Here is an 18,782-nt window from a genome sequence, read left to right as displayed (position 1 = left end):
ATTTTGTATCGACAGCCAGCCGCCCGGTGGGCTGCCACGCGTGCTGGCTCGATTTCTTCCCCGCCCCTAACGACCAGGCATCTCGCCATCCGGCAGCAAGACGTATCGCCTTTCGCCCGACCGGCCCCATATAGACGCAATTTCGCACAGCCGCGCCACGTCGTAGCGGGGAGAAAGCGCAGTTGACGCGGCAGCGCCGAGAAGCTCGCCAGCCGCGGCCAGGTAGTCCCGCACCGGAACCGACCCGATGCCCGAGCCGAGCAGTTCGATCCCCGAACTCTGAAACCCGTAACCGGACAGTGACACCGTCAGGCCCCCGCTGGTCCCCAGAACCAGGTAACGTGTCCGGGCCTCACCACCCGGCGAGCCGCGACCAGCCGTTGCAGCGCCGATCAGACGGCCTGCCGTCTCGCCCCACACGAAGTCGAGCACGATGTCGACGCCGTCATCGAAGACAGCCTTCAGCGCCCGGTCCGCATCCGGCGCATCCAGCGCGATGCCCCTGTCGGCCGATAGCCCCTGCAGCTTGGCGGCGGAGCGCGCCACTGCGATGGTGTGCCCGGCCCCCAGGTGACGTGCGATGTCGAGCGCGATGCGCCCAGCCGCCCCGTTTGCCCCAGTGACAAGGACAGTCTGCCCGGCAACCATCGGCGCGCGCCGTGTCAGCGCGACCCAAGATGCTAGGCCCGATGTCGCCACAGCGGCGGCGGCCGGATCGTCTAGGCCATCGGGTACAGGCACTGTCAGCGCCGCGGGCACCAGAGTGCGCTCGGCCAGCGCGCCGAACGGGGCCTTGGGGAAAAGGAAATAGACCCGGCGACCGTCCGGCATCGTTCCCACGCCGTCGATACCGGCAACAACGCCCGCGTCCCCAATGTCCGCCTGCGCCGCACGCACCCGGACAATGGGGCTGATCGGGGCCGCCTTTACGGTGACCACGATCTCGCCCTCTCCTGCGGCAGGCTCGGCAAAATCGCCATAGCGCGGCTGTGCGCCGGGCGAGGTTATGATTGCGGCTTTCATGGCTGTGCTCCCGCCAGCACCGACCTGCCGAAGCAGGATTGCATGTCCTCGATGTCGCGCTGATAGATGCCCCGCACCCAGTCCATAACCTCTTCGGGCTCTCCCTCGCGGATGGTGAAATTTCCACACCAGCGCACGAAAGACCGGCCCGACTCCACGACCGGGAAAACCTGGACCTTGCCGTTGTAATCCTCGATCGGAAGTGACGTCGGAGGCAGCAGGGCATAGCGGAAGTAGCGGTCGTGATCCGACAGAGCGATCAGACGTTCGCGCAGTTCCGAACCGCTGTCGAACACCAGGCGCCGCACGGCGCCCACCTGATCCACGGGCTTTCCTTCCTCGATATCGCTCGAGACGATGTTGCGCACCCATCTAGCAGGGCCCGAGAAATCCCGGAGACCGGACCAGACGGTATCGACATCGGCGTCGATGACGCCGCTTGCACAGACTTCCACCATTGGCTTTCCTTTCGTTTGCGAGAGACGGGAGGCCGCATCGACCATTGCCTTCCCGACGCGTTCGAGCAGAGAGATAGACGCCGTTCGCCGAACGATCTATACGAGAGCATCCCAGAGGTTTACGCGGTCGTCCGGAAACACCATGGACCCTCTCTCTGACCTGCTGTCGCTGCTCAAGCCGCGAAGCTACATCACCGCCGGTTTCGATGCCGGCGGCAGCTGGGCGCTCGCGCTCGACGATCTCGCGGGCCGGATCAAGTGCTATGCGGTGGTCAGCGGCACCTGCTGGCTCCGCCCCGAGCCGGCTGGCACGGCGATCCAGCTCCAGGCGGGCGAGTGCTTCGTTCTTCCCTCCGGGCGCGATGTCGTGATCTCGAGTGGTCCGGACGTCACGCCTCACCGCGCAAGCGAAGTTCTGGACCCGGACAACAGCGGCGGTGTCGTCACGATGAACGGCGGCGGAGATTGCTACCTCGTTGGAAGCCGTTTCGAGGTGAACGGTCGCCACGCCGGCCTGATCCTTCAATCACTGCCGCCGCTGATCCGGGTCGTGGCCGCCGACGGCCGTGCGCGGCTGCGGGATCTCATCGAGATGATGATGGAGGAAATGCGGGATGGCCGGCCCGGATCATCTCTGATGGCGCAGCAATTGTCGCACATGATGCTGGTTCAGACGCTCCGACTACATGTCGAACGGCAGGGACCAGCCGAGACAGGTTGGCTCGCTGCGCTGGCCGATCCACATATTGGCGCCGCGATCCGGGAAATCCATCAGGACCCAGCTCGTGCCTGGACCGTCGAAGTGCTGGCCATGACCATCGGGCTTTCGCGAACCGTCTTTGCCGAGCGGTTCCGGGTATTGGTCGGCGCTACCCCCATGGCCTACGTCGCACGCTGGCGCATGATGCTGGCCGGCGAGCGACTGATCGAAACGAAAGACAGCATTGGCGCGATCGCGGCGACCCTCGGGTACACCTCCGAACACGCCTTCGCCGCTGCTTTCAAACGCGAAATGGGGACGCCACCGCGCCGGTATCAGCGCGAGGCCCTGTCGAAGTTGGCGCCGTAGGCCCCAACACAACGCCCGGTCGCCGGCGGCGCGATCAGGGGCCCGTTATGGGTGCACTAGTCCGCGGAAGTGCGGCGCGAGAATCCGGCCGTGCTGACCAAATATTGATTAGTAGTTCTAATCGGTCCATTCAGTATTGCGACCGTAGTCTTCATCAGTTCCGACGTCCACTTACCCACTTCAGGACGCGCTCGTTGTGCGTCACGACCAGAGGGAAGGCCGGGATGGAAAACGGGAAGACAGCGCTTGTCACAGGCGGATCGGGGGGCATCGGCGGAAGCATCGCAAAGCGTCTTGCATCGGATGGCTTTCAAGTTGCCGTGCAATATTGTGGAGCGTCGGAGGCCGCCGACAAGGTCGTTGCCGAGCTCGCTGCGGCAGGAGGCGCGGCATTCTCCATTCGTGCGGACGTCAGCCAGGAGGTCGAGGTGGCAGAGATGTTCGACACGGTGATGGCACGCGGCACATGCGATGTCGTTGTCCATTCCGCAGGTATGATGGAACTTGCTCCGATCAGCGCGAACGCGCTAGACGGTTTCGACCGGACCATCGCGACAAACCTTCGCGGCACTTACCTCGCTATGTGCGCGGCAGCCGAGCACATGCCAAAGAGCGGGCGGTTCATCGCTTTGTCCACCAGCGTTATTGGCGTCAACTTTCCGCGCTACGGCGCATACATCGCCTCCAAACTGGGTGTCGAAGGACTGGTGCGGGTTTTTGCCAATGAGATGCGCGGGCGCGGTATCTCGGTGAATGCAGTGGCACCGGGCCCGGTCGCGACGCCCCTTTTCCTGCAAGGCAAGAGCCAGGAGGAGATCGACCGGCTCGCGGTCCTGCCCCCACTTGAAAGGCTCGGCACCCCAGAGGACATCGCCGCGGCCGTGTCGTTTCTGGCCGGGCCGGACGGCGGCTGGGTCAACGGGCAGGTCCTTCGGGCCAATGGCGGGTTTATCTAGAGCCTCGACTGAACGGGCGTGTGAACCGGGTATCGACACGTTGCACGCCCACTTTACTAAGCCAGAGGACGACACCGGCCCCTGTCTTTGCCGTCCTTCGATCCTCCTTAGTCCTGCGCCCCAGGCGCGTCGACCAGCCGCCTCTGGACTGCCTGATACGCTGGCGAATGCTACTGGCATGGCGCGGGACTCTGGGCGGCGGCGGCGATATCCCAGCGATTGCCCGTGATGTCGGCTATGCTTCGCCAAGTGCCTTCGTACACGCGGCGCACGTTCGGGCATATGTCCGAGTAGACACCGGCTGCTGGCCGGTCCGCGACAGACTGAGTGGTGAGCGGTCCATAGTCGAAGATAGTCGGCGCGACGCTGCCTCGCCTGATGCGGGACGTTCAAGGCTTGCGGCGCAAACCCTCGATCAGCAGCGCGACCATCCGCGCGGCGTGATCCGGCCGGCCCACATGCGCAGAAAGGCACAGCGTGGAAACGGCTGCGAGGATGTCGCCCGGATCTACGTCGGACCGCACCGATCTTTCCTCCACAGCACCGGCGAAGAGGCTGTCCACCGCAGGCCGAAGGCGCTTCTCGAAGAGGGGATACATCCCCGTATAGACCGGATCGTCTGAACTGACCGCCTTGGCGAGACCCTGTTTCGTGCCGAGAAATCGAACATAGATCTGCATCCATTCCGCCAGCGCCTCAAAGGCAGGCCGATCGCGTCGGAGCCGCTCGGCCGCCGCAACACAGGCGTCGAACTCGGTCCGGAAGACGGCTCCGACCAGATCAGCACGGCGCGGGAAGCGGCGATAGAGCGTTCCCATGCCAACCCCCGCCCGTTGCGCAATCTCACGCGTCGTGACGTCCACACCCTGTTCGGCAAAAAGCTGCGCAGCTGCCACGACGATCGCCTCAACGCTACGCTGCGCATCCACGCGAAGAGGCTTGGGGCCGTGTCCGGGACTCGCTGCGACGTCGGGTGGCTTTCTGACCATAAGTTTGTCCAATACTTGCAAAACGGAGCATTGCTCCTTATGTCGGCATGCGGAGCAATGCTCCAATTATACTCATATGCGCTGTTCGAGACTAGCAACCGTCAGGAGATACTATGCATACATCGCGCGTCGCACTCATCACCGGTGCCAACCAGGGTATAGGTTTCCAGATTGCAACCGACCTCTCTGGTCACGGTTTGACAGTGCTCCTCGGCTCCCGAGATCTCGCGCGCGGCGAGATCGCCGCGCGCGAGATCGGATCGAATGTCGTTCCACTACAACTGGATGTAACGGACGAAACGTCTGTCAAGGCGGCGGCGGAGCGTGTCCGATCGGACTTTGGACGGCTCGACGTGCTGGTGCAGAACGCCGCCATTGCCACCGCGCTGACGGGAGAGGTTACATCTCAGCAATTGGCTCAGGCTGGTCGGCCATCCGTCATACCCATGCAGGACATACGCCGAATTTGGGATACTAATGTGTTCGGAGTTCTTGCGGTCTATCAGGCAATGCTGCCCGTACTGCGCATTACCCCTGGCGCTCGTATCGTGAACATTTCCAGTGGCGCAGGATCACTCACTCTAAACGCGCAATCGGACTTTCCGCTTCGGTCCGGGTTCGACGCCGGGTATTGCGCGTCGAAGACGGCGCTGAACGGCCTGACCCTTGCCATGGCTATCGAGCTGGAACCCGAGGGTATCCGCGTCAACGCCGTATCGCCGGGCTACACGCGGACACGGCTGACCGGGTTTGCTGGCACTGATACGGTCGAACAAGGCGCGGCCGAAGCCGTTCGCCTTGCACTGCTCGAAGACCCGAGCCCGACCGGAACCTTCACTCACGCCGAGCACGGAGCGCTTCCGTGGTAGCGTCTGCAAGACCTAGTCACCGGGCGTCGGCAACCTGATCGACTGGCGGTCCTGGCCGTCTGAGGGGCCGGTCCGCTCACGCCCCTCCCTGCCGCAGGATCGCAAAGAAGGCCGCCATCCAGCGCGAAAAAGTCCGCCAGACCAGGGCGTCCGCAGCATGTTTACCAATAGTCACACGTAGACGCCCGCCCGGGTGCTCCCGCAGTAGGCCCAGATCCTCGATTTCGGCGTCGAGCCCTGCGATCGCCGGCACAAAGCTCTCAAGCCGCCGATGACCTGCGGCTTTAGGCGCAGGGCTGTGCGTGTCGCACCGCGAAAGCAACTGCACCCCCAGTCCACTTTCCAGGCGCTTAGCGGTGTCTTGTTCGTGAACGGGCTCGTTTCCAAATCAGACTGTTCGGTGTACGCAGCACCGAAGTTGGCTCTCAATAGTTGAAGCTTCGTTGCTTGGGCAAACGGAGCCCAGCCCAGCGCCCCTGAAGACCTTGCCGCGCTGATTGTCTTCGAGGCAACTGCGTTCCAGCCGGCTCGACGGTTCCTCTCCGCGGCGGATGCGCATGTCTGGACAGGCGCCAAGTGCCGACAACTTTCGGAAGAGATCCACGCATCCAGCGCTCGGACCCGCGTTCACTTACACAGTACCCCTCCGCCGCCTCTAGAAACACAACAGGCAGCTCGCAGAAGCGGAAGCTGAGCAAGTAATCGTCACACGTCGCGAGAAGTAGGAAAAACGGGGCCCAAGCCCCGTGTAACATGGCGTCGCTCGGTGGCGCGCTGGAGCGTAGAAATGCGAGTACTGTCATTGGTAGTTGAGATTACCTTGAAGGCACAACGAAAATTAATGGAGAGATCGATGTCCCTTCTTTCAATTGAGAAGCGAAAGTTCCTCAAACTTCCGATGCCCCGGTGGAGCGCGTTAATAATCGCAGCTGCGACTTCAGCTTCAATGGCAAGTATGCCCTTTGCGCAAACTACTACTTCTCCGGAAAGAAGCGCACTTGAGATTGCGCAGGATTACGTCAGATTTATCGAAACAGGTGACCGGGAGGGTATCGAGCGAAGCCTTGCGGAAGACGTCGAACAAATCTTTCCCATCTCATCGGAAGCCACCGGTGACCCTCAAGGTCTTTTTGTCGGCAAGGAGGAAGTTTTGGACTACACATACGGCCTGTTTCGGAAATTTGAGAACCTGCACTGGCCAGACCCGCAGTGGACCGAATCCGCCGATGGCAGGACTGCGTTTCTCGAAGGTCGAGGTGATGCAACTGTCACCCACTCGGGCGAGCGCTATAGAAATGTCTATATCACGAGATTTGATATCGATGACGGGCAAATCGTTCGAATAGCTGAATACGCGAACGCAACCTTGTACGAGTCCCTCGGCATCGAGCCCACCGAAACTGAAATAGAGGCGGTAGAACGAGTTCGCGGGCAATAGGGCGCGCGGTGCGCCCGACCATGCAATCTCCCCACGCTCGAAATGCATGAATAGCTAGCCGGATACGGTATACAGGATGCGCAACCCGGACCATCACGATCGCACCCCGTTTGACCTATTGACTGCGGTAGAGTTAGTCAGTTGCGTCCGTATGTGGCCGAGCCGGACTGCGTTGCCCGTAACCTCCAAGGTGTTCGGGCAACGTAGCCAGCGTCAGAACTGCCAGTTTGCCGGTACCCACGCGTAGCCAGCGTCAGTGCGCAACATCCGGCCGAGCCCGGGGAACGGATAGTGGAAGCCAAGCACGAGCATCCTTTCCGCGGCTGCCATGTCGAAGATACGCATCCTAGACCTCAATGCGGTTTCCTTGTCCCGATCAGGTCCGGGCAACCAGGGCTGGTCGATGTTGACCACGGGATGGTAGGCAAGATCCGCCGTCAGCAACAACTGGTCGACGCCTGAGTGGACGAGAAAATTCGCCATGCCGGGCGTATGGCCGACGGCCGAAATAGTTGTCAAACCGGGAACGATTTCGTCTCCCGCGTCATAGAGCTCAATCTCACCTGCGATGGGCTCTACGCTCCGTTTAATGGCCGCAGAGAAATTGCGACGGAAGTCTGCCGAAACTGGCATGTAAGACAGGTCCGGGTCATTGTTCACAAAGAAGTCCCAATCAGCACGGGGCGCAAAAACTGTCGCGTTCGGGAAAGCACTACCGCCATCGGCTGCGCGCAGATTGCCGACGTGGTCTGGGTGAGTGTGCGAGACAACTACGATGTCGATGTCGCCCGGAGTCAGACCGATGGCGGCGAGGTTCGCGAAGATGGCCCCGCCCTGTGGACCCATCGTCTGCCCGGCGCCCGCCTCGAGAAGGATCCGCCTGCCATTCACCTCGATCAGAAGAGTGTTGAGGTTCAGCGTCAGCCGATCGGTCGGCAAGAAAGCATGCGTCAGAACCTCCTCGAGCTCCGCTTCCGGGGCAGTGCTGGCGTAGACTTGCGGCGGGCCGCCGATCAACCCGTCGCTCAGCACTGTGGCCGAGATGTCCTCTCCGACCCGAAAGCGATAGTATCCGGCATTCTGGTCAGGGGCTCCCGGTACGCTCGTGGTCGCCGTCTGTGCCAGTGAAATGCTGGCAGGCAAAGTCAGAGAAGCGCCTGCGGACGAAATTGCCGTGAGCATAATCTTTCTTCTGTTTAGGGTGTAGAGGGACATAAGAACTCCTGCGATGAGATGCCGTCGCAATGCCCGGCACAGTGATGACGTACTTCGGACAAAGCTCTCATCGCCCTGCCCCAGGACCTCTCGCATCAAATGGCAGGGCGGAGGTAACCAAATAAGGCCGCAATGTTAGAATGGGTTGTTAAGCCGTGGTACTCAATACGAAGCGGTCATGCCCCCCATCGATTAGCGGGAGAACAGCTCGAACATCAGATCGAGCCCCTCTTCGATACTGGGCAGCCCCTTCTCCTTTGACAGGACCCCGTTGGCCTCCATAGAGACGAGCCCATGCATGGTCGCGAGAAAGAGACTTGTCAGACCCTTGGCTGATGCGTCAGGGAGTTGGAAATCCCTTTGGCATTCCACAACCATGGCCATGACTTGTTCCACGCAGGCGGTGCTCTTCTTCTGCAAGTCGGAATGATTGCGGGCGAGGGCCGGAACACTGAACACGAGGCGGTAGCGGGCCGGCCGTTCGCGCCCAAAGGTCACAAGTGCTCCGATGGCTTTCATGAGCATGTCTTTGGGTGCTTGGTCCGCCTTGCGGAGCTCGGCGAATGAGGCGGTGAGGTTGTCAAGATCCGCCGCAGCAACGGCGGCAAGCAGGGCGTCACGGCTCTCGAAATGCTTGTATGGAGCATTGTGCGAAAGACCCGCGCCTTTGCCGACCGCGCGCAAAGTCACTGCTGCTTCACCTCCACAATCCAGCAGATTTGCTGCGGTCTCGACCAGCGTTTCGTACGTCGTCATATTAGGATTCCCGGCTCCTCGTCATGACCAAGCCGCGAAAGCCTCCTAGATTCTGCCCAAAGATCTCGCGCCAACTCCAGATCATACGACATTGCCGCGGAGCGCCTCTCGACCAAGGCCCCGTCTTGCCATTGATAGTAGCATCCCGAGCCGTAGGCGGTCGCAGTCGCGAGGTCGGCAAGGGCACGCCCCGACTGTTCGAGGTCACCAAGCGTCAGCCCGAACCGTTTCATCAGCCAGCGCATGACGCGCGAGCCTATTATCGCGCGTGCCGCCCCCGGGAGATCCCTGAGCAATCCGGTTTCGGCGATGGCACCGGGGTCGTAGGCGATGGTCGTGATGCCCCGGCCGGCTGCCCTTAGCCTCCGGTCCAGTTCGTAGCAGTGCAATATGACACAGAGCTTGGACGTTGTATAACGCTCGCCTCCGGTCAGAGGCGGGTGACCGTCAAGTCCTGCTTTTGCCAGCGCCTCCGCCACCGGTTTCGTGGCCCGACCAATGAACCGACCGTCCGCCGTATCCGGGTCATGGGTGCCACTCGCGGTGAAGACGATGCGCCCCTCCCTGTTCAGGGCGTCGAGCAACAACTGCACAAGCAGGAAATGCCCGAGGTAGTTCGTCGTGAAGGTCAGCTCGTAACCATCTTCAGTATAAGTCGGCTCACCTCGGAACGTCGCACCCGCATTGCACAGGACTGCCTGAAGACCTGCGACCTCACCGTTTTCAATCAAGGTGAGGCAACGGCAAGCTGCCTCGCGGACTGAAGCCAATGACCCCAGATCCACTTGAATTGGGCTCACCTTCACCGCGAAATTTGCGCGAAGGTCCTCTGCAACCTCATCCATCCTCGAAACATTTCGCCCCAGCAGAACTAAATCGTACTTTTTTGCCGCGACGTGCTTGACGCATTCGAGGCCAATACCACTGTGACCGCCGGTGATTAAAACAGTCGGCATCTGAACCCTCCAAGTTGACATTGTCAACCATAGGCGAGCTCGGTTGACACCGTCAACCTGAAAATGTCTGTGACTACTTCAGCCTGCTCGCAACGATCCTGGCAAAGTTTCCCAAAGGAGCATCCACTGGCTGGCGGCCTCTCACCCTTCGGCTGTCGTTTTTGGGTGCCGTCACTCGCCGCGTTGGAGAACGCGACGAGCACCGTATGGCAAGACGTTTCTACGACTGGCGCAGCTGGGGCCCGTCGGTGCGTCACCGACCGTCCAGTCAGGTCCGGCGAGGAAAAGGGAGCCGGTTGGGTGCGGCGCCCGTCAGCGCCCGCACCGCGTTGGCGATCGCGGGTGCAGCCATCGGGACGCCTATTTCCCCTCCGCCGCTGGGTGGATTGTCTGAGTCAATGATCTGCACCTCGATCTCTGGCACGTCGTACATGCGGATCGGCTCGTAATCGTAGAAGTTGTTCTGATCGATCTGGCCCGCCGTGAAGGATGACCGCTCCGCCAGGACCGAGGACAGGCCGAACAGAATGCCACCCTCTACCTGAGAGAGATAGGATTGCGGATGGATCGCAAGCCCGGGGTCGACGGCCGCCCAGAACCGGTGAACCCTAAGCCGTTCCCCTTCGTACGAGACCTCCGCCACTCCCGAGGCATAGCTCGATTTATAGCCGGCGAAGGCAATGCCGTGGGCCCTACCCTCAGGCGCATTTCCGAAATCGGACATCGCCACCACGGCATCGAATACGCCCAGTCCCCGGGGCGAATTCGACAGCAGCCGCCGCCGGAAACTCACCGGGTCGGAACCCGCCTGCTCAGCAAGTTCGTCAATGAAACATTCCCGACCAAAACAGACCGGTCCCCACCCGATTCCGCGCCATGCAGAAAGTCGCGAGACCCGTGGCGCCTGGATGTGCTCTGCGCGGAATTCGGGAATATCGTAGTCCCGGCTCTCGCTGCCTTCCATGATCAGCGGGTCCGTTCGAACCTCGGGATTCCACCTGTCGGGCTGGACGAACTGGAAGGTCGAGGGCGCGGCGACGCGATGACGCAATGCCTCCAAGGCGCCGTTCTCGCCAAGGATTGCGTCGAATCGCTGCACCGTAGCGGCGCGCAGCCACCCCTGCTTGACGTCATCCTCGCGGGTCCAGACCAGCTTGACTGGCCGTCCTGCGGCACGCGACAAGATCAATGCGTCGCGCAGCATCTCGCGGGCGAACCATGTCCGCCGTCCAAAAGCACCGCCCATTTGCATGGCATTCAGCCGGATGCGGTCCGGCGTCGTACCCAGCACTGCGGCAGCGATGGCGACAGAGACCGTTTGGCTTTGAGTGCCGATCCAGATTTCGGCGCCGAGACCATCCTCGTCGACCGAGGCGACGACATTCAGGGGTTCCATCTGAGCATGATAGACGTGCTCCGTGGTATAGTGCGCGGTGATGACGTTGCCGGCGGAGTAGTCCTCGCCCCCGTCTCCCCGGCTTTCCCAGACCACAGCGTCGGCATTCGGGTCATCGGCGGCCGTCGTGAGGTTCTGCAGCTCCGCCTCGCTGTCGGCCGTGCGGAACGGCGATGTTTCCGTCCAGCTTACGTCAAGTGCCTCGCGCCCGGCAACGGCGGCCCAAAAGGACCTGGCCAGTACCGCGACCGAATTGGGCAGGGCCATAACGTCGAGAACTCCGTCGATGACACGCGCGGCGGCATCCGAGTTGATTGTCGGCGCTTCTCCCTCCACAGGTGCCAGAAGCTGCACGGCATAGACCATGTCAGGAACGTCCACATCGATGGAGTACCGCGTCGCCCCCGTCGTCTTGTCCGGGATATCGAGTCGGTCGACATCGGTGCCGATGATCGTCCATTCGGAGCGCGGCTTCAGGTCCTCATCGGCCACTGCCTCGACGGGCATGTCGGGCTGCACGAGAGTGGCGACCTCGCCGTAACGCATGGTCCGCCCGGTGGCGTTGTGCAGCAGTGTGCCCTGACGGGTCGTTACCTCTGGGACTGGCACATTCCAATGCGCGGCAGCCATCTGGCGCAGGATCTGGCGCGCTTGGGCACCGGCCTGCCGCAGGCCGTTGAAGTACCCCTCGACCGTGTAGCTGCCGGCGGTGTACAGAATGCCGCCGATCGACGGGTTCCCGTAGACCCCGTCCAGGTCGTTGCCGACCTGCTCGGTCGACACCGTGCTCCAGTCGGCATCGAGTTCTTCCGCGACGATCATGGGCAGCGCCGTATTCGCCCCCTGCCCCATTTCAGCACCGCCGTACATGATCGTCATGCGATCATCCGGCGTGATCGTGACCCACGCATTTATTTGCCCGCCATTCAGGGATTGCGCCTCGACCGATCGGCCAATGACGGCAACACCGCCGCCGCTCATCAATGCGAACGACAAGGCGCCCGCGCCGCCGAGAAATCCGCGTCTGGTCGGGCTGGAGAGTGAACCTGACATGACTCAACCTTCCTGTGCGGCGCGTTCGATCGCGCGAATGATCCGTGAGTAGGTGGCGCAGCGGCATAGGTTGGCCGACATCTCGTCGACGATTTCGTCGCGGCTCGGCTGGGGAGAACGGGACAGCAGCGCGGCGGCCCGCATGATCTGGCCAGACTGGCAATAGCCGCATTGGGGAACCTGTTCCGCAATCCAGGCTTTCTGAACCGGATGATCCCCTTCGGGAGACAGACCCTCGATCGTGGTGATCGTGTCGCCCTCGATATCGCCGACCCGGAGCTGGCAGGAAAACATGGCCTCGCCGTTCAGATGCACCGTACAGGCGCCGCACATCCCCGCTCCGCAACCGTAGCGCGTGCCCGTGAGCTTCAGTTCATCCCGGAGTGCCCAGAGCAGTGGCGTATCTGGGCTGATGTCGATCTCTACAGTTCGACCATTCACGTTCAGATTGACCATCTTGGTTCCTCTTGCCTGTTTTGGTTGGGTCACGCCTCGGGATCAGGGTTCTTCTCCCCCACTCCCGTGCGCTTCAAGAAAGCTGACGATCGCTTGCCGCTGAGCCGGATCGGTGATCCGGACGGCCATCATGGTGCCGGGCAAGACTTCGCGTGGGTCCGCCAGAAACGCGTCTAGAGTTTCTGCATCCCAAACGAGATCCGCTTCCTCGAGAGCGCGGGAATAGCGGGCGCCCTCGACGCTGCCTGCAGGACGCCCGAACACACCGGCGAGTGTCGGACCTGCTCCACGCCCGCTGTCCTCAAGGCTGTGACAGGATGCGCAACGCTGTTGGTAAAGGCGCTCGCCTTCGACGGTCTGCGCAGACACCATCTGCGAACACGACACCAAAGCCGCTGCAAGTCGCAATGTGCAGCCGATCCGGGACAACTTTTTGCGTGGCTCGAACGGTTTTGTCATGAAGTGCTTTTCCGCTTTCAGGCTGAGTCTGATTGTCGCGCACAACCGGCCAATCTCGCGTGCCCGAAGCTCGAAAAAAATTGCCTGATAATCCGACGTTTGATGGTCGTTGCGAACCGGAGCGCGGAGAGAAGTGTCGGACATGTCAGAAGTGCTCCGGTGCATGAGAAGCGGGTGTCACGACAAAGTTGGAGAGCGCAGGCTGGAAAAACTATGCGGCCGCAGCTAACCATATAGATTACCAAATCTTAACTATGACCCGCCATGCGCCATTCCGATCTCGAGGCCTTTCTCGCCGTTGCCCGTGCCGGCAGCTTCCGGGTCGCCGCACGCGAGCGCGGCGTGACCGGATCGGCCATGAGCCAGACAATCCGCGCATTGGAAGAATCGTTGGAGGTCCGGCTCTTTAATCGGACCACGCGCAGCGTCGTACTAACCGAAGCGGGCGATCTGCTGATGAAACGGCTATCGCCGGCCTTGGCGGAGATCCGATCCAGCATTGAGGAAGTGCGCTCAATGAAGGGGCAGCCGACGGGCCGGGTCCGCGTCAATGCACCGGCACCGGCGCTGGACTGGCTGATCGTGCCTCACATGGTTCGGTTTCTTGAGACTTATCCGGGGATCACTCTCGAGATCATCGAGGATGCGAAGGACGTGGACATAGTGGCCGAAGGCTATGACGTCGGTATCCGGCTCGGACTTGAAATGGCGCAGGATATGGTCGCCATTCCTCTGGGGCCGGAGCAAGACTATGCGGTCGTGGGTTCTCCGACATTCGTCGATCGGTACGGCATTCCGCGATCACCGCAGCATCTGAGAGAGTTCGACTGTACCCGGATCCGCTTTCCCAGCGGCACGATCTTCGCATGGCGCTTCCGCGACGGAGACCAGGAGATCACCTTCACGCCCGAGGGAAGGCTCACAGTGAACAACGCGCGCCATGCCGTTGCGGCGGCTATCGGCGGAACCGGGCTGGCTCGCGTGGCGCTACCCTACGCGCAGGAGGCCCTTACGGACGGCCGTCTGGTCAGGTTGCTGTCTGATTTTTCACCCCGGCTCCCTGCATGGCATCTCTATTACCCGAGCCGTCGGCACAAACCCCCGGCGCTCGAGGCCTTTTTGGATTTCTTTTCGAAGGCGGGCCGTGAGATGGAGTCTTGACCGGTGTTGGAAGTCCTGTTGTTTGACCTGGCGCTGCCAGCCGACGCTCAGAGGGTCAACTGCTCCCCGTAAGGTCGGAGAGCGGCCGCATCCCGCTTTGGCGAACAGCCGAACAGCCGGGAATATTCCCTGCTGAACTGCGAAGGGCTCTCGTAGCCGACCTCGAGAGCGGCGCGGGTGACGGTCGCCGCTTCTGTTACCATGAGCCGCCGAGCCTCAATCAGCCGAAGCTGCTTCAGGTACTGTAACGGCGTCATCGAAGTCAGGTTCTTGAAGTGTTGATGAAAGGATGACGTACTCATGCAGGCGACCTCGGCCAGTTCGTCAATCCGGAACGGGCGCTTGAAGTTCCGGCGCAGGTGAATGATGGAGTCGGCAATCCGGCGGGTATGACTGTCCACCTGCACCATCTTGCGAAGTTCCCCGCCGTTCGGCCCAGTCAGAAGCCAGTAATACAACTCCCTGATGATTGCCGGATAGAGCACCGGAACCGCCTCAGGGGTGTTGAAAAGCCGGACCAGCCGGATGATGCAGTCGCGCGCCCCGGCGCAGAGCGTTTCGACAAACAGGCCAGATCCGGATGGCCCGACTGCCGGCGGCTTTGGCAGCTTCTCCAAGACCCCGCGCAAGGTGTCGACGTCAAACTCGATCGTCAGTCCAAAGAACGGTTCCGCCTTGCTCGCCTTCGTTACGCAACCGAAGGCTGGCAGTTCGACGCTCACGGCCAGGGCGCTACCCGCCGCGTAGTCCAGGACCTTGTCCGCGACCTCGATTCGTTTCGCCCCCTGCACCACAACGCATAGCGACGGCTTGTACATCTGCCTGAACGGCAGACTCGCCTGCGTGCTGCACAAGACCAGAACTTCATCTATCGGTGTGCGGGAAAGGGCGTCGGTCCCACCGGCGGACGCAACATATTCTGACAAAGCACCTACGAGGTCGGCATCCACCACCCGTTCCTTTCAACAGCTTCCCACGCCAAGTGTGGCGAAAGTCCACGCGCCAAACCAGAGGTTTGTAGGATTAGGCAAATTTTCGCGTGGTTCAGGCATGCGCCGCACCGTCGCGGCGTCCATCTAGGTCGGACAAATTCTGCAGGATTTATCTGCAATTTAAGGACGCGCAAATGAGCAGATGGACCACCAAAGACCTCCCCTCGCTGCAAGGCCGCTCAGTGGTGATCACCGGAACGGGTGGCATTGGCTATGAAACTGCCGTTGCGATGGCGGGCGCCGGCGCCACGGTCCTGCTGTCCGGTCGAAACCCGACCAGCGGCAGAGCCGCGGTTGATCGCATCCGTGCGGCAACGCCGGGCGCAAATGCTTCATTTGAACAGATCGACCTCGCCGACCTCGACTCCATTGCGGCATTCGGAGAGAGATTGCGCGCGGGACGCGACAGCCTCGATCTACTGATCAACAACGCAGGCGTCATGGCCCCCCCGGACAAGCGACTGACGAAGGACGGCTTCGAGCTGCAGTTCGGAACCAATTTCCTTGGCCATTTCGCGCTGACCGCGCATCTGCTGCCCTTGCTCCGCCTGGGACACGAACCGCGTGTCGTTACCCTTGGGAGCATTGCTGCGAACGGCGCTGCCATCGATTTTTCCAATCTCAATGCAGAGCGTTCCTACAAGCCGATGGTCAACTATGGCCAATCGAAGCTGGCCTGCGTGCTTTTCGCTCTTGAGTTGCAGCGGCGCAGCCAAGCGAATGCCTGGGGCGTTAACAGCATCGGCGCGCACCCCGGCGTCTCGCGCAGCGACCTCATCACCAATTCCGCAAACCGCTGGCACTTCAGCAGCCTGATGCGGACTTACCTACCGTTCCTGTTTCAACCCGTTGCACAAGGCGCCCTGCCAACCCTCTACGCGGCCACTTCGCCCGATGCCCGACCCGGAGGTTACTACGGCCCCAACCGCATGGGCGAGACCCGTGGTTATCCGGTCGCCGCGAAAATTGTCGAGCAAGCCGCGGACCCGCAGATCGCCGGCCGCCTGTGGGAAGAGGCGATCCGATTGACGGGAGTATCTTTTGGTCAGTCGGTCGAATCTTCTATGTCTTCGTAGCGGGATGGAGCGCGACAGTTCAACCAGTCGAAAGTTCTGTCTTCGTGCGGACCAAAGAGAAAGCATAGCCGGGGCGGTGCCACCCACATGAGCATGTACCCCTTTCGTCAGAGTTCATATTTCTTCTAGCTCGGACACGGTGGAGACCTACGTTTTTCGCTGGCCTCACGGACGCGCTCCCGCAGCCACCCGATTGCTGGATCGTTTGCTGCGTGTCTGCCCCACCGCATTCGCACAGCTGGCAATGACAGCGGAATCGGAAGCGCGTCCACAACGAGACCAAGCGGCCGCCCGAACCGCTCTGCCACATCGCGCGCCACTGTCGCAACAAGGGGGCTCGCCTGCGCAGCAGCAAGTGCGGAGAAAAAGCCCATTGGCTCCATGACCACGTTTAGCTGCGGCCCAGCCGCCCGGAGGGCATCCCGGATGTATCCTTGGAGACTTCCGTCCTGCGAGGCGAGCGCATGCCGGGCGGCGATGTAGCCGTCGAATGAAATCGGCCCCCGGATTTCCACCAAAGCGGGATTGTAGCAGCAGGTCGCATCGACCTCGTACAGCACAGAACTCTCCCCCGTTGCCGGCGAGGCGGGTCTGCAGCCGACCACCAAATCGACGCCGCCGTTCTCAAGTGCGGCATCGATATCATTTCCCTGCGCCGGTACAGATTGCACGTAGACCCCCGGGGCCGCCCGGCCGATAAGTGCCACCAAGGCGGGCAGAACAAACACCTCGACCTCGGGTGACATGGCAATTCGGAATAATCGGCACTCGGTGGCCGGGTCGAACACCTGCTGCTGCCGGAGTGCGGCCTCGGCCTGCAACAGGAGCTGCCGGATTGGCCCGGCGAGCGCTCTTGTTCGTAAGGTCGGCTGCATAGTCTGGCCCGATCGGACAAATAGCTCATCTTGCAACAGCATCCGCAACGTCGCGAGGGCGTGGCTCATCGCCGGTTGGCCAATCCGAAGCCGTTGCGCCGCCCGCGTCACGCTCTGCTCAGTCATCAGCGCATCGAAGGCGACCAGAAGGTTAAGGTCGAACGAACGAAGATTGAAATGGTCGATGGACATCATTCCTCGCATCGATTTGATCACTACAGAAAACGTCCCTACCTCGCAGTTGAACAGAAGTCGACCGTGTTAGGAGAACACCGATGAAACGTCGTACACTATTCAAATACACCGGGGGCATGGGATTAGCTGTTGGCATGGGTGCCACAGTGGCACAGTCCGCGCAGGCCGGCGCCCCCGCAAGTGGGAAACAAGCTCCCGGCTATTATAGGATACGGCTTGGTGACTACGAGGTTACGGCTCTATCGGACGGGACCATTGGGCTCCCGATGGATACCCTGTACCAAGGCCTTCCACCGCAGGATGTCATCGAGCATCTCGCTCAGCGTTTCCAAGCATCGCCAGTCGAAACTTCGGTGAACGCCTACCTTGTCAACACCGGCGAGCGGCTGGTCCTGATCGACGCTGGTACGGGAACCCTGATGGGGCCGGATCTGGGCAGGCTGCAGAGCAATCTTTCGGCTGCCGGCCATTTCGCCGAGCAGGTGGACGACATCATCCTGACGCATATCCACCCGGACCACGCGCGAGGTCTGGTTACCAACGGGCGGATGACCTTCCCGAACGCGACAATACATGTGAACCGTCGGGAAATGAACTTCTGGCTGGCGCCAGCCGGAGAAGCGCGGACGATTGAAACCCTCGCCTCCTTGGTTGAGGAGGCCCTAGGCTCACTGTCCCCGTACATCGCGGCCGGCAGGCTTCAGAGCTTCGAGGACGGCGCATCCCCCATTGCAGGATTCTCTACTGCCCTCCGGGCTGGCCATACTCCGGGTCATAGCGCCGTCACCGTTGAACGCGGGGGTGATAAGCTCGTTATTTGGGGCGACATCGTGCACGGTGATTTCCTGCAATACGATCGGCCCGAGGTGACGGTGACAATCGATCTCGATCCGGACATGGCTTGCGCGGCTCGAGCCGCCGCCTTCGCGGAAGCCGCGGACGAAAGATACATTGTTGCCGGAGCACATCACGGCTTTCCGGGTCTTGGCCACGTCCAACGCGTCGGAACGCACTATGCCTGGATACCCCTGCCCTATAGCGCCAACGTCTGAAAGTGGACCATGAGTGCGACGCAGCTTGCAGCGGCGCAGCACGACCGGGAAAAGCGGGGACCGGCAAACACTGTCATCGGCGAGCATCGCCTCCCCCTACGGGTCAGGCAAGGCTGGGCCGATGACCGCCTCTCCAGCCAGGCATGAACTGCTATGGCGTCAGCTCTCTGACCTAGGGGCCCGGCAAGCCAGACGCACGTCGAATAAAACGAACTGACTGTACGGCAAGGAGCTGAAGAGAAACGTATGGAGCCGACCCGAATTACAATTTGATACCGAGACGATACATGCACGGCAAACTCCAGGCGGACCGACGCGGTACAAGAATTGGACTGGAA

Annotated in this window: 18 protein-coding genes; 7 read left to right on the top strand and 11 right to left on the bottom strand. The window is 61.4% G+C overall.

The features are described 5' to 3' along the window. Positions 1-66: 66 nt before the first annotated feature. A complete protein-coding gene (locus D3P35_RS11250) occupies positions 67-1,023 on the bottom strand; it encodes a zinc-binding alcohol dehydrogenase family protein (RefSeq protein WP_118134825.1) in 957 nt (318 codons plus the stop codon). Then, positions 1,020-1,481: an SRPBCC family protein gene (locus D3P35_RS11245; protein WP_157982110.1), complete on the bottom strand. Its 462-nt coding sequence runs from the start codon at positions 1,479-1,481 to the stop codon at positions 1,020-1,022. Before D3P35_RS11245 ends, D3P35_RS11250 begins: the two co-directional genes overlap by 4 nt. A 142-nt stretch (positions 1,482-1,623) precedes the next feature. On the opposite strand from D3P35_RS11245, the gene D3P35_RS11240 reads away from it, so the two are divergent. Continuing rightward, entirely contained in the window at positions 1,624-2,550 is a 927-nt protein-coding gene (locus tag D3P35_RS11240; protein WP_118134823.1) for an AraC family transcriptional regulator, read from the top strand. A 224-nt stretch (positions 2,551-2,774) separates the two neighbouring features. Then, entirely contained in the window at positions 2,775-3,506 is a 732-nt protein-coding gene (locus tag D3P35_RS11235) for an SDR family oxidoreductase (RefSeq protein ID WP_118134822.1), read from the top strand. Between the two features lie 389 nt (positions 3,507-3,895). On the opposite strand, the gene D3P35_RS11230 is transcribed toward D3P35_RS11235, so the two are convergent. Beyond that, positions 3,896-4,435 carry a TetR/AcrR family transcriptional regulator gene (locus D3P35_RS11230; protein ID WP_198670576.1) on the bottom strand — a complete coding sequence of 180 codons (540 nt, stop codon included), beginning with the start codon at positions 4,433-4,435 and terminating at the stop codon, positions 3,896-3,898. A 173-nt stretch (positions 4,436-4,608) separates the two neighbouring features. On the opposite strand from D3P35_RS11230, the gene D3P35_RS11225 reads away from it, so the two are divergent. Both D3P35_RS11225 and D3P35_RS11220 read left to right on the top strand, forming a co-directional pair. After that, entirely contained in the window at positions 4,609-5,364 is a 756-nt protein-coding gene (locus tag D3P35_RS11225) for an SDR family NAD(P)-dependent oxidoreductase (protein WP_118134820.1), read from the top strand. Positions 5,365-6,217: 853 nt separating this feature from the next. Next, entirely contained in the window at positions 6,218-6,802 is a 585-nt protein-coding gene (locus D3P35_RS11220; RefSeq protein WP_157982109.1) for a nuclear transport factor 2 family protein, read from the top strand. A 213-nt stretch (positions 6,803-7,015) separates the two neighbouring features. On the opposite strand, the gene D3P35_RS11215 is transcribed toward D3P35_RS11220, so the two are convergent. The 6 genes from D3P35_RS11215 to D3P35_RS11190 form a co-directional block, all read right to left on the bottom strand. Then, entirely contained in the window at positions 7,016-8,017 is a 1,002-nt protein-coding gene (locus D3P35_RS11215; protein ID WP_198670575.1) for an MBL fold metallo-hydrolase, read from the bottom strand. Positions 8,018-8,209: 192 nt separating this feature from the next. After that, positions 8,210-8,773, bottom strand: coding sequence for a TetR/AcrR family transcriptional regulator (locus D3P35_RS11210; RefSeq protein ID WP_118134818.1), 564 nt, complete (start codon positions 8,771-8,773; stop codon positions 8,210-8,212). Next, positions 8,770-9,729, bottom strand: a complete 960-nt coding sequence (locus D3P35_RS11205) for an SDR family NAD(P)-dependent oxidoreductase (protein WP_157982108.1) — start codon at positions 9,727-9,729, stop codon at positions 8,770-8,772. The genes D3P35_RS11210 and D3P35_RS11205 overlap by 4 nt, the downstream gene beginning before the upstream one ends. 268 nt (positions 9,730-9,997) lie before the next feature. Beyond that, complete coding sequence (locus D3P35_RS11200; protein WP_118134816.1) at positions 9,998-12,178, bottom strand: molybdopterin cofactor-binding domain-containing protein; 2,181 nt, start codon at positions 12,176-12,178, stop codon at positions 9,998-10,000. 3 nt (positions 12,179-12,181) lie between these two features. Beyond that, a complete protein-coding gene (locus D3P35_RS11195) occupies positions 12,182-12,634 on the bottom strand; it encodes a (2Fe-2S)-binding protein (protein ID WP_118134815.1) in 453 nt (150 codons plus the stop codon). Positions 12,635-12,676: 42 nt separating this feature from the next. Next, on the bottom strand, positions 12,677-13,237 hold the full coding sequence (locus tag D3P35_RS11190; protein WP_198670574.1) for a cytochrome c family protein: 561 nt from the start codon (positions 13,235-13,237) through the stop codon (positions 12,677-12,679). Between the two features lie 120 nt (positions 13,238-13,357). Here D3P35_RS11190 and D3P35_RS11185 point away from each other — a divergent pair, with 120 nt between their 5' ends. Then, positions 13,358-14,254 (top strand): LysR substrate-binding domain-containing protein, encoded by an 897-nt coding sequence (locus D3P35_RS11185; RefSeq protein ID WP_118134813.1) that lies wholly within the window; start codon positions 13,358-13,360, stop codon positions 14,252-14,254. Positions 14,255-14,301: 47 nt separating this feature from the next. Here the strand turns inward: D3P35_RS11185 and D3P35_RS11180 are convergent, their stop codons facing one another. After that, positions 14,302-15,204, bottom strand: a complete 903-nt coding sequence (locus tag D3P35_RS11180) for an AraC family transcriptional regulator (RefSeq protein WP_118134812.1) — start codon at positions 15,202-15,204, stop codon at positions 14,302-14,304. Positions 15,205-15,380: 176 nt separating this feature from the next. Here D3P35_RS11180 and D3P35_RS11175 point away from each other — a divergent pair, with 176 nt between their 5' ends. Further along, positions 15,381-16,322, top strand: a complete 942-nt coding sequence (locus tag D3P35_RS11175; protein ID WP_118134811.1) for an SDR family oxidoreductase — start codon at positions 15,381-15,383, stop codon at positions 16,320-16,322. Positions 16,323-16,447: 125 nt separating this feature from the next. Here the strand turns inward: D3P35_RS11175 and D3P35_RS11170 are convergent, their stop codons facing one another. After that, positions 16,448-17,389, bottom strand: a complete 942-nt coding sequence (locus tag D3P35_RS11170) for a LysR family transcriptional regulator (RefSeq protein ID WP_198670573.1) — start codon at positions 17,387-17,389, stop codon at positions 16,448-16,450. A gap of 83 nt (positions 17,390-17,472) precedes the next feature. Here D3P35_RS11170 and D3P35_RS11165 point away from each other — a divergent pair, with 83 nt between their 5' ends. After that, positions 17,473-18,444 (top strand): MBL fold metallo-hydrolase, encoded by a 972-nt coding sequence (locus tag D3P35_RS11165; RefSeq protein ID WP_118134809.1) that lies wholly within the window; start codon positions 17,473-17,475, stop codon positions 18,442-18,444. Positions 18,445-18,782 lie beyond the last annotated feature (338 nt).

It is taken from the genome of Oceanicella sp. SM1341, assembly GCF_003448965.1.
Taxonomy (GTDB): domain Bacteria; phylum Pseudomonadota; class Alphaproteobacteria; order Rhodobacterales; family Rhodobacteraceae; genus Paroceanicella.
This window is presented reverse-complemented; position numbering and strand designations above follow the sequence as displayed.

Excerpts from the sequence above, each read along its gene's own strand:
- D3P35_RS11250 (WP_118134825.1), bottom strand. The coding sequence starts at position 1,023 with ATGAAAGCCGCAATCATAACCTCGCCCGGCGCACAGCCGCGCTATGGC.
- D3P35_RS11245 (WP_157982110.1), bottom strand. The coding sequence starts at position 1,481 with ATGGTGGAAGTCTGTGCAAGCGGCGTCATCGACGCCGATGTCGATACC.
- D3P35_RS11240 (WP_118134823.1), top strand. The coding sequence starts at position 1,624 with ATGGACCCTCTCTCTGACCTGCTGTCGCTGCTCAAGCCGCGAAGCTAC.
- D3P35_RS11235 (WP_118134822.1), top strand. The coding sequence starts at position 2,775 with ATGGAAAACGGGAAGACAGCGCTTGTCACAGGCGGATCGGGGGGCATC.
- D3P35_RS11225 (WP_118134820.1), top strand. The coding sequence starts at position 4,609 with ATGCATACATCGCGCGTCGCACTCATCACCGGTGCCAACCAGGGTATA.
- D3P35_RS11220 (WP_157982109.1), top strand. The coding sequence starts at position 6,218 with ATGTCCCTTCTTTCAATTGAGAAGCGAAAGTTCCTCAAACTTCCGATG.
- D3P35_RS11215 (WP_198670575.1), bottom strand. The coding sequence starts at position 8,017 with ATGTCCCTCTACACCCTAAACAGAAGAAAGATTATGCTCACGGCAATT.
- D3P35_RS11210 (WP_118134818.1), bottom strand. The coding sequence starts at position 8,773 with ATGACGACGTACGAAACGCTGGTCGAGACCGCAGCAAATCTGCTGGAT.
- D3P35_RS11205 (WP_157982108.1), bottom strand. The coding sequence starts at position 9,729 with ATGCCGACTGTTTTAATCACCGGCGGTCACAGTGGTATTGGCCTCGAA.
- D3P35_RS11200 (WP_118134816.1), bottom strand. The coding sequence starts at position 12,178 with ATGTCAGGTTCACTCTCCAGCCCGACCAGACGCGGATTTCTCGGCGGC.
- D3P35_RS11195 (WP_118134815.1), bottom strand. The coding sequence starts at position 12,634 with ATGGTCAATCTGAACGTGAATGGTCGAACTGTAGAGATCGACATCAGC.
- D3P35_RS11190 (WP_198670574.1), bottom strand. The coding sequence starts at position 13,237 with ATGTCCGACACTTCTCTCCGCGCTCCGGTTCGCAACGACCATCAAACG.
- D3P35_RS11185 (WP_118134813.1), top strand. The coding sequence starts at position 13,358 with ATGCGCCATTCCGATCTCGAGGCCTTTCTCGCCGTTGCCCGTGCCGGC.
- D3P35_RS11175 (WP_118134811.1), top strand. The coding sequence starts at position 15,381 with ATGAGCAGATGGACCACCAAAGACCTCCCCTCGCTGCAAGGCCGCTCA.
- D3P35_RS11170 (WP_198670573.1), bottom strand. The coding sequence starts at position 17,389 with ATGTCCATCGACCATTTCAATCTTCGTTCGTTCGACCTTAACCTTCTG.
- D3P35_RS11165 (WP_118134809.1), top strand. The coding sequence starts at position 17,473 with ATGAAACGTCGTACACTATTCAAATACACCGGGGGCATGGGATTAGCT.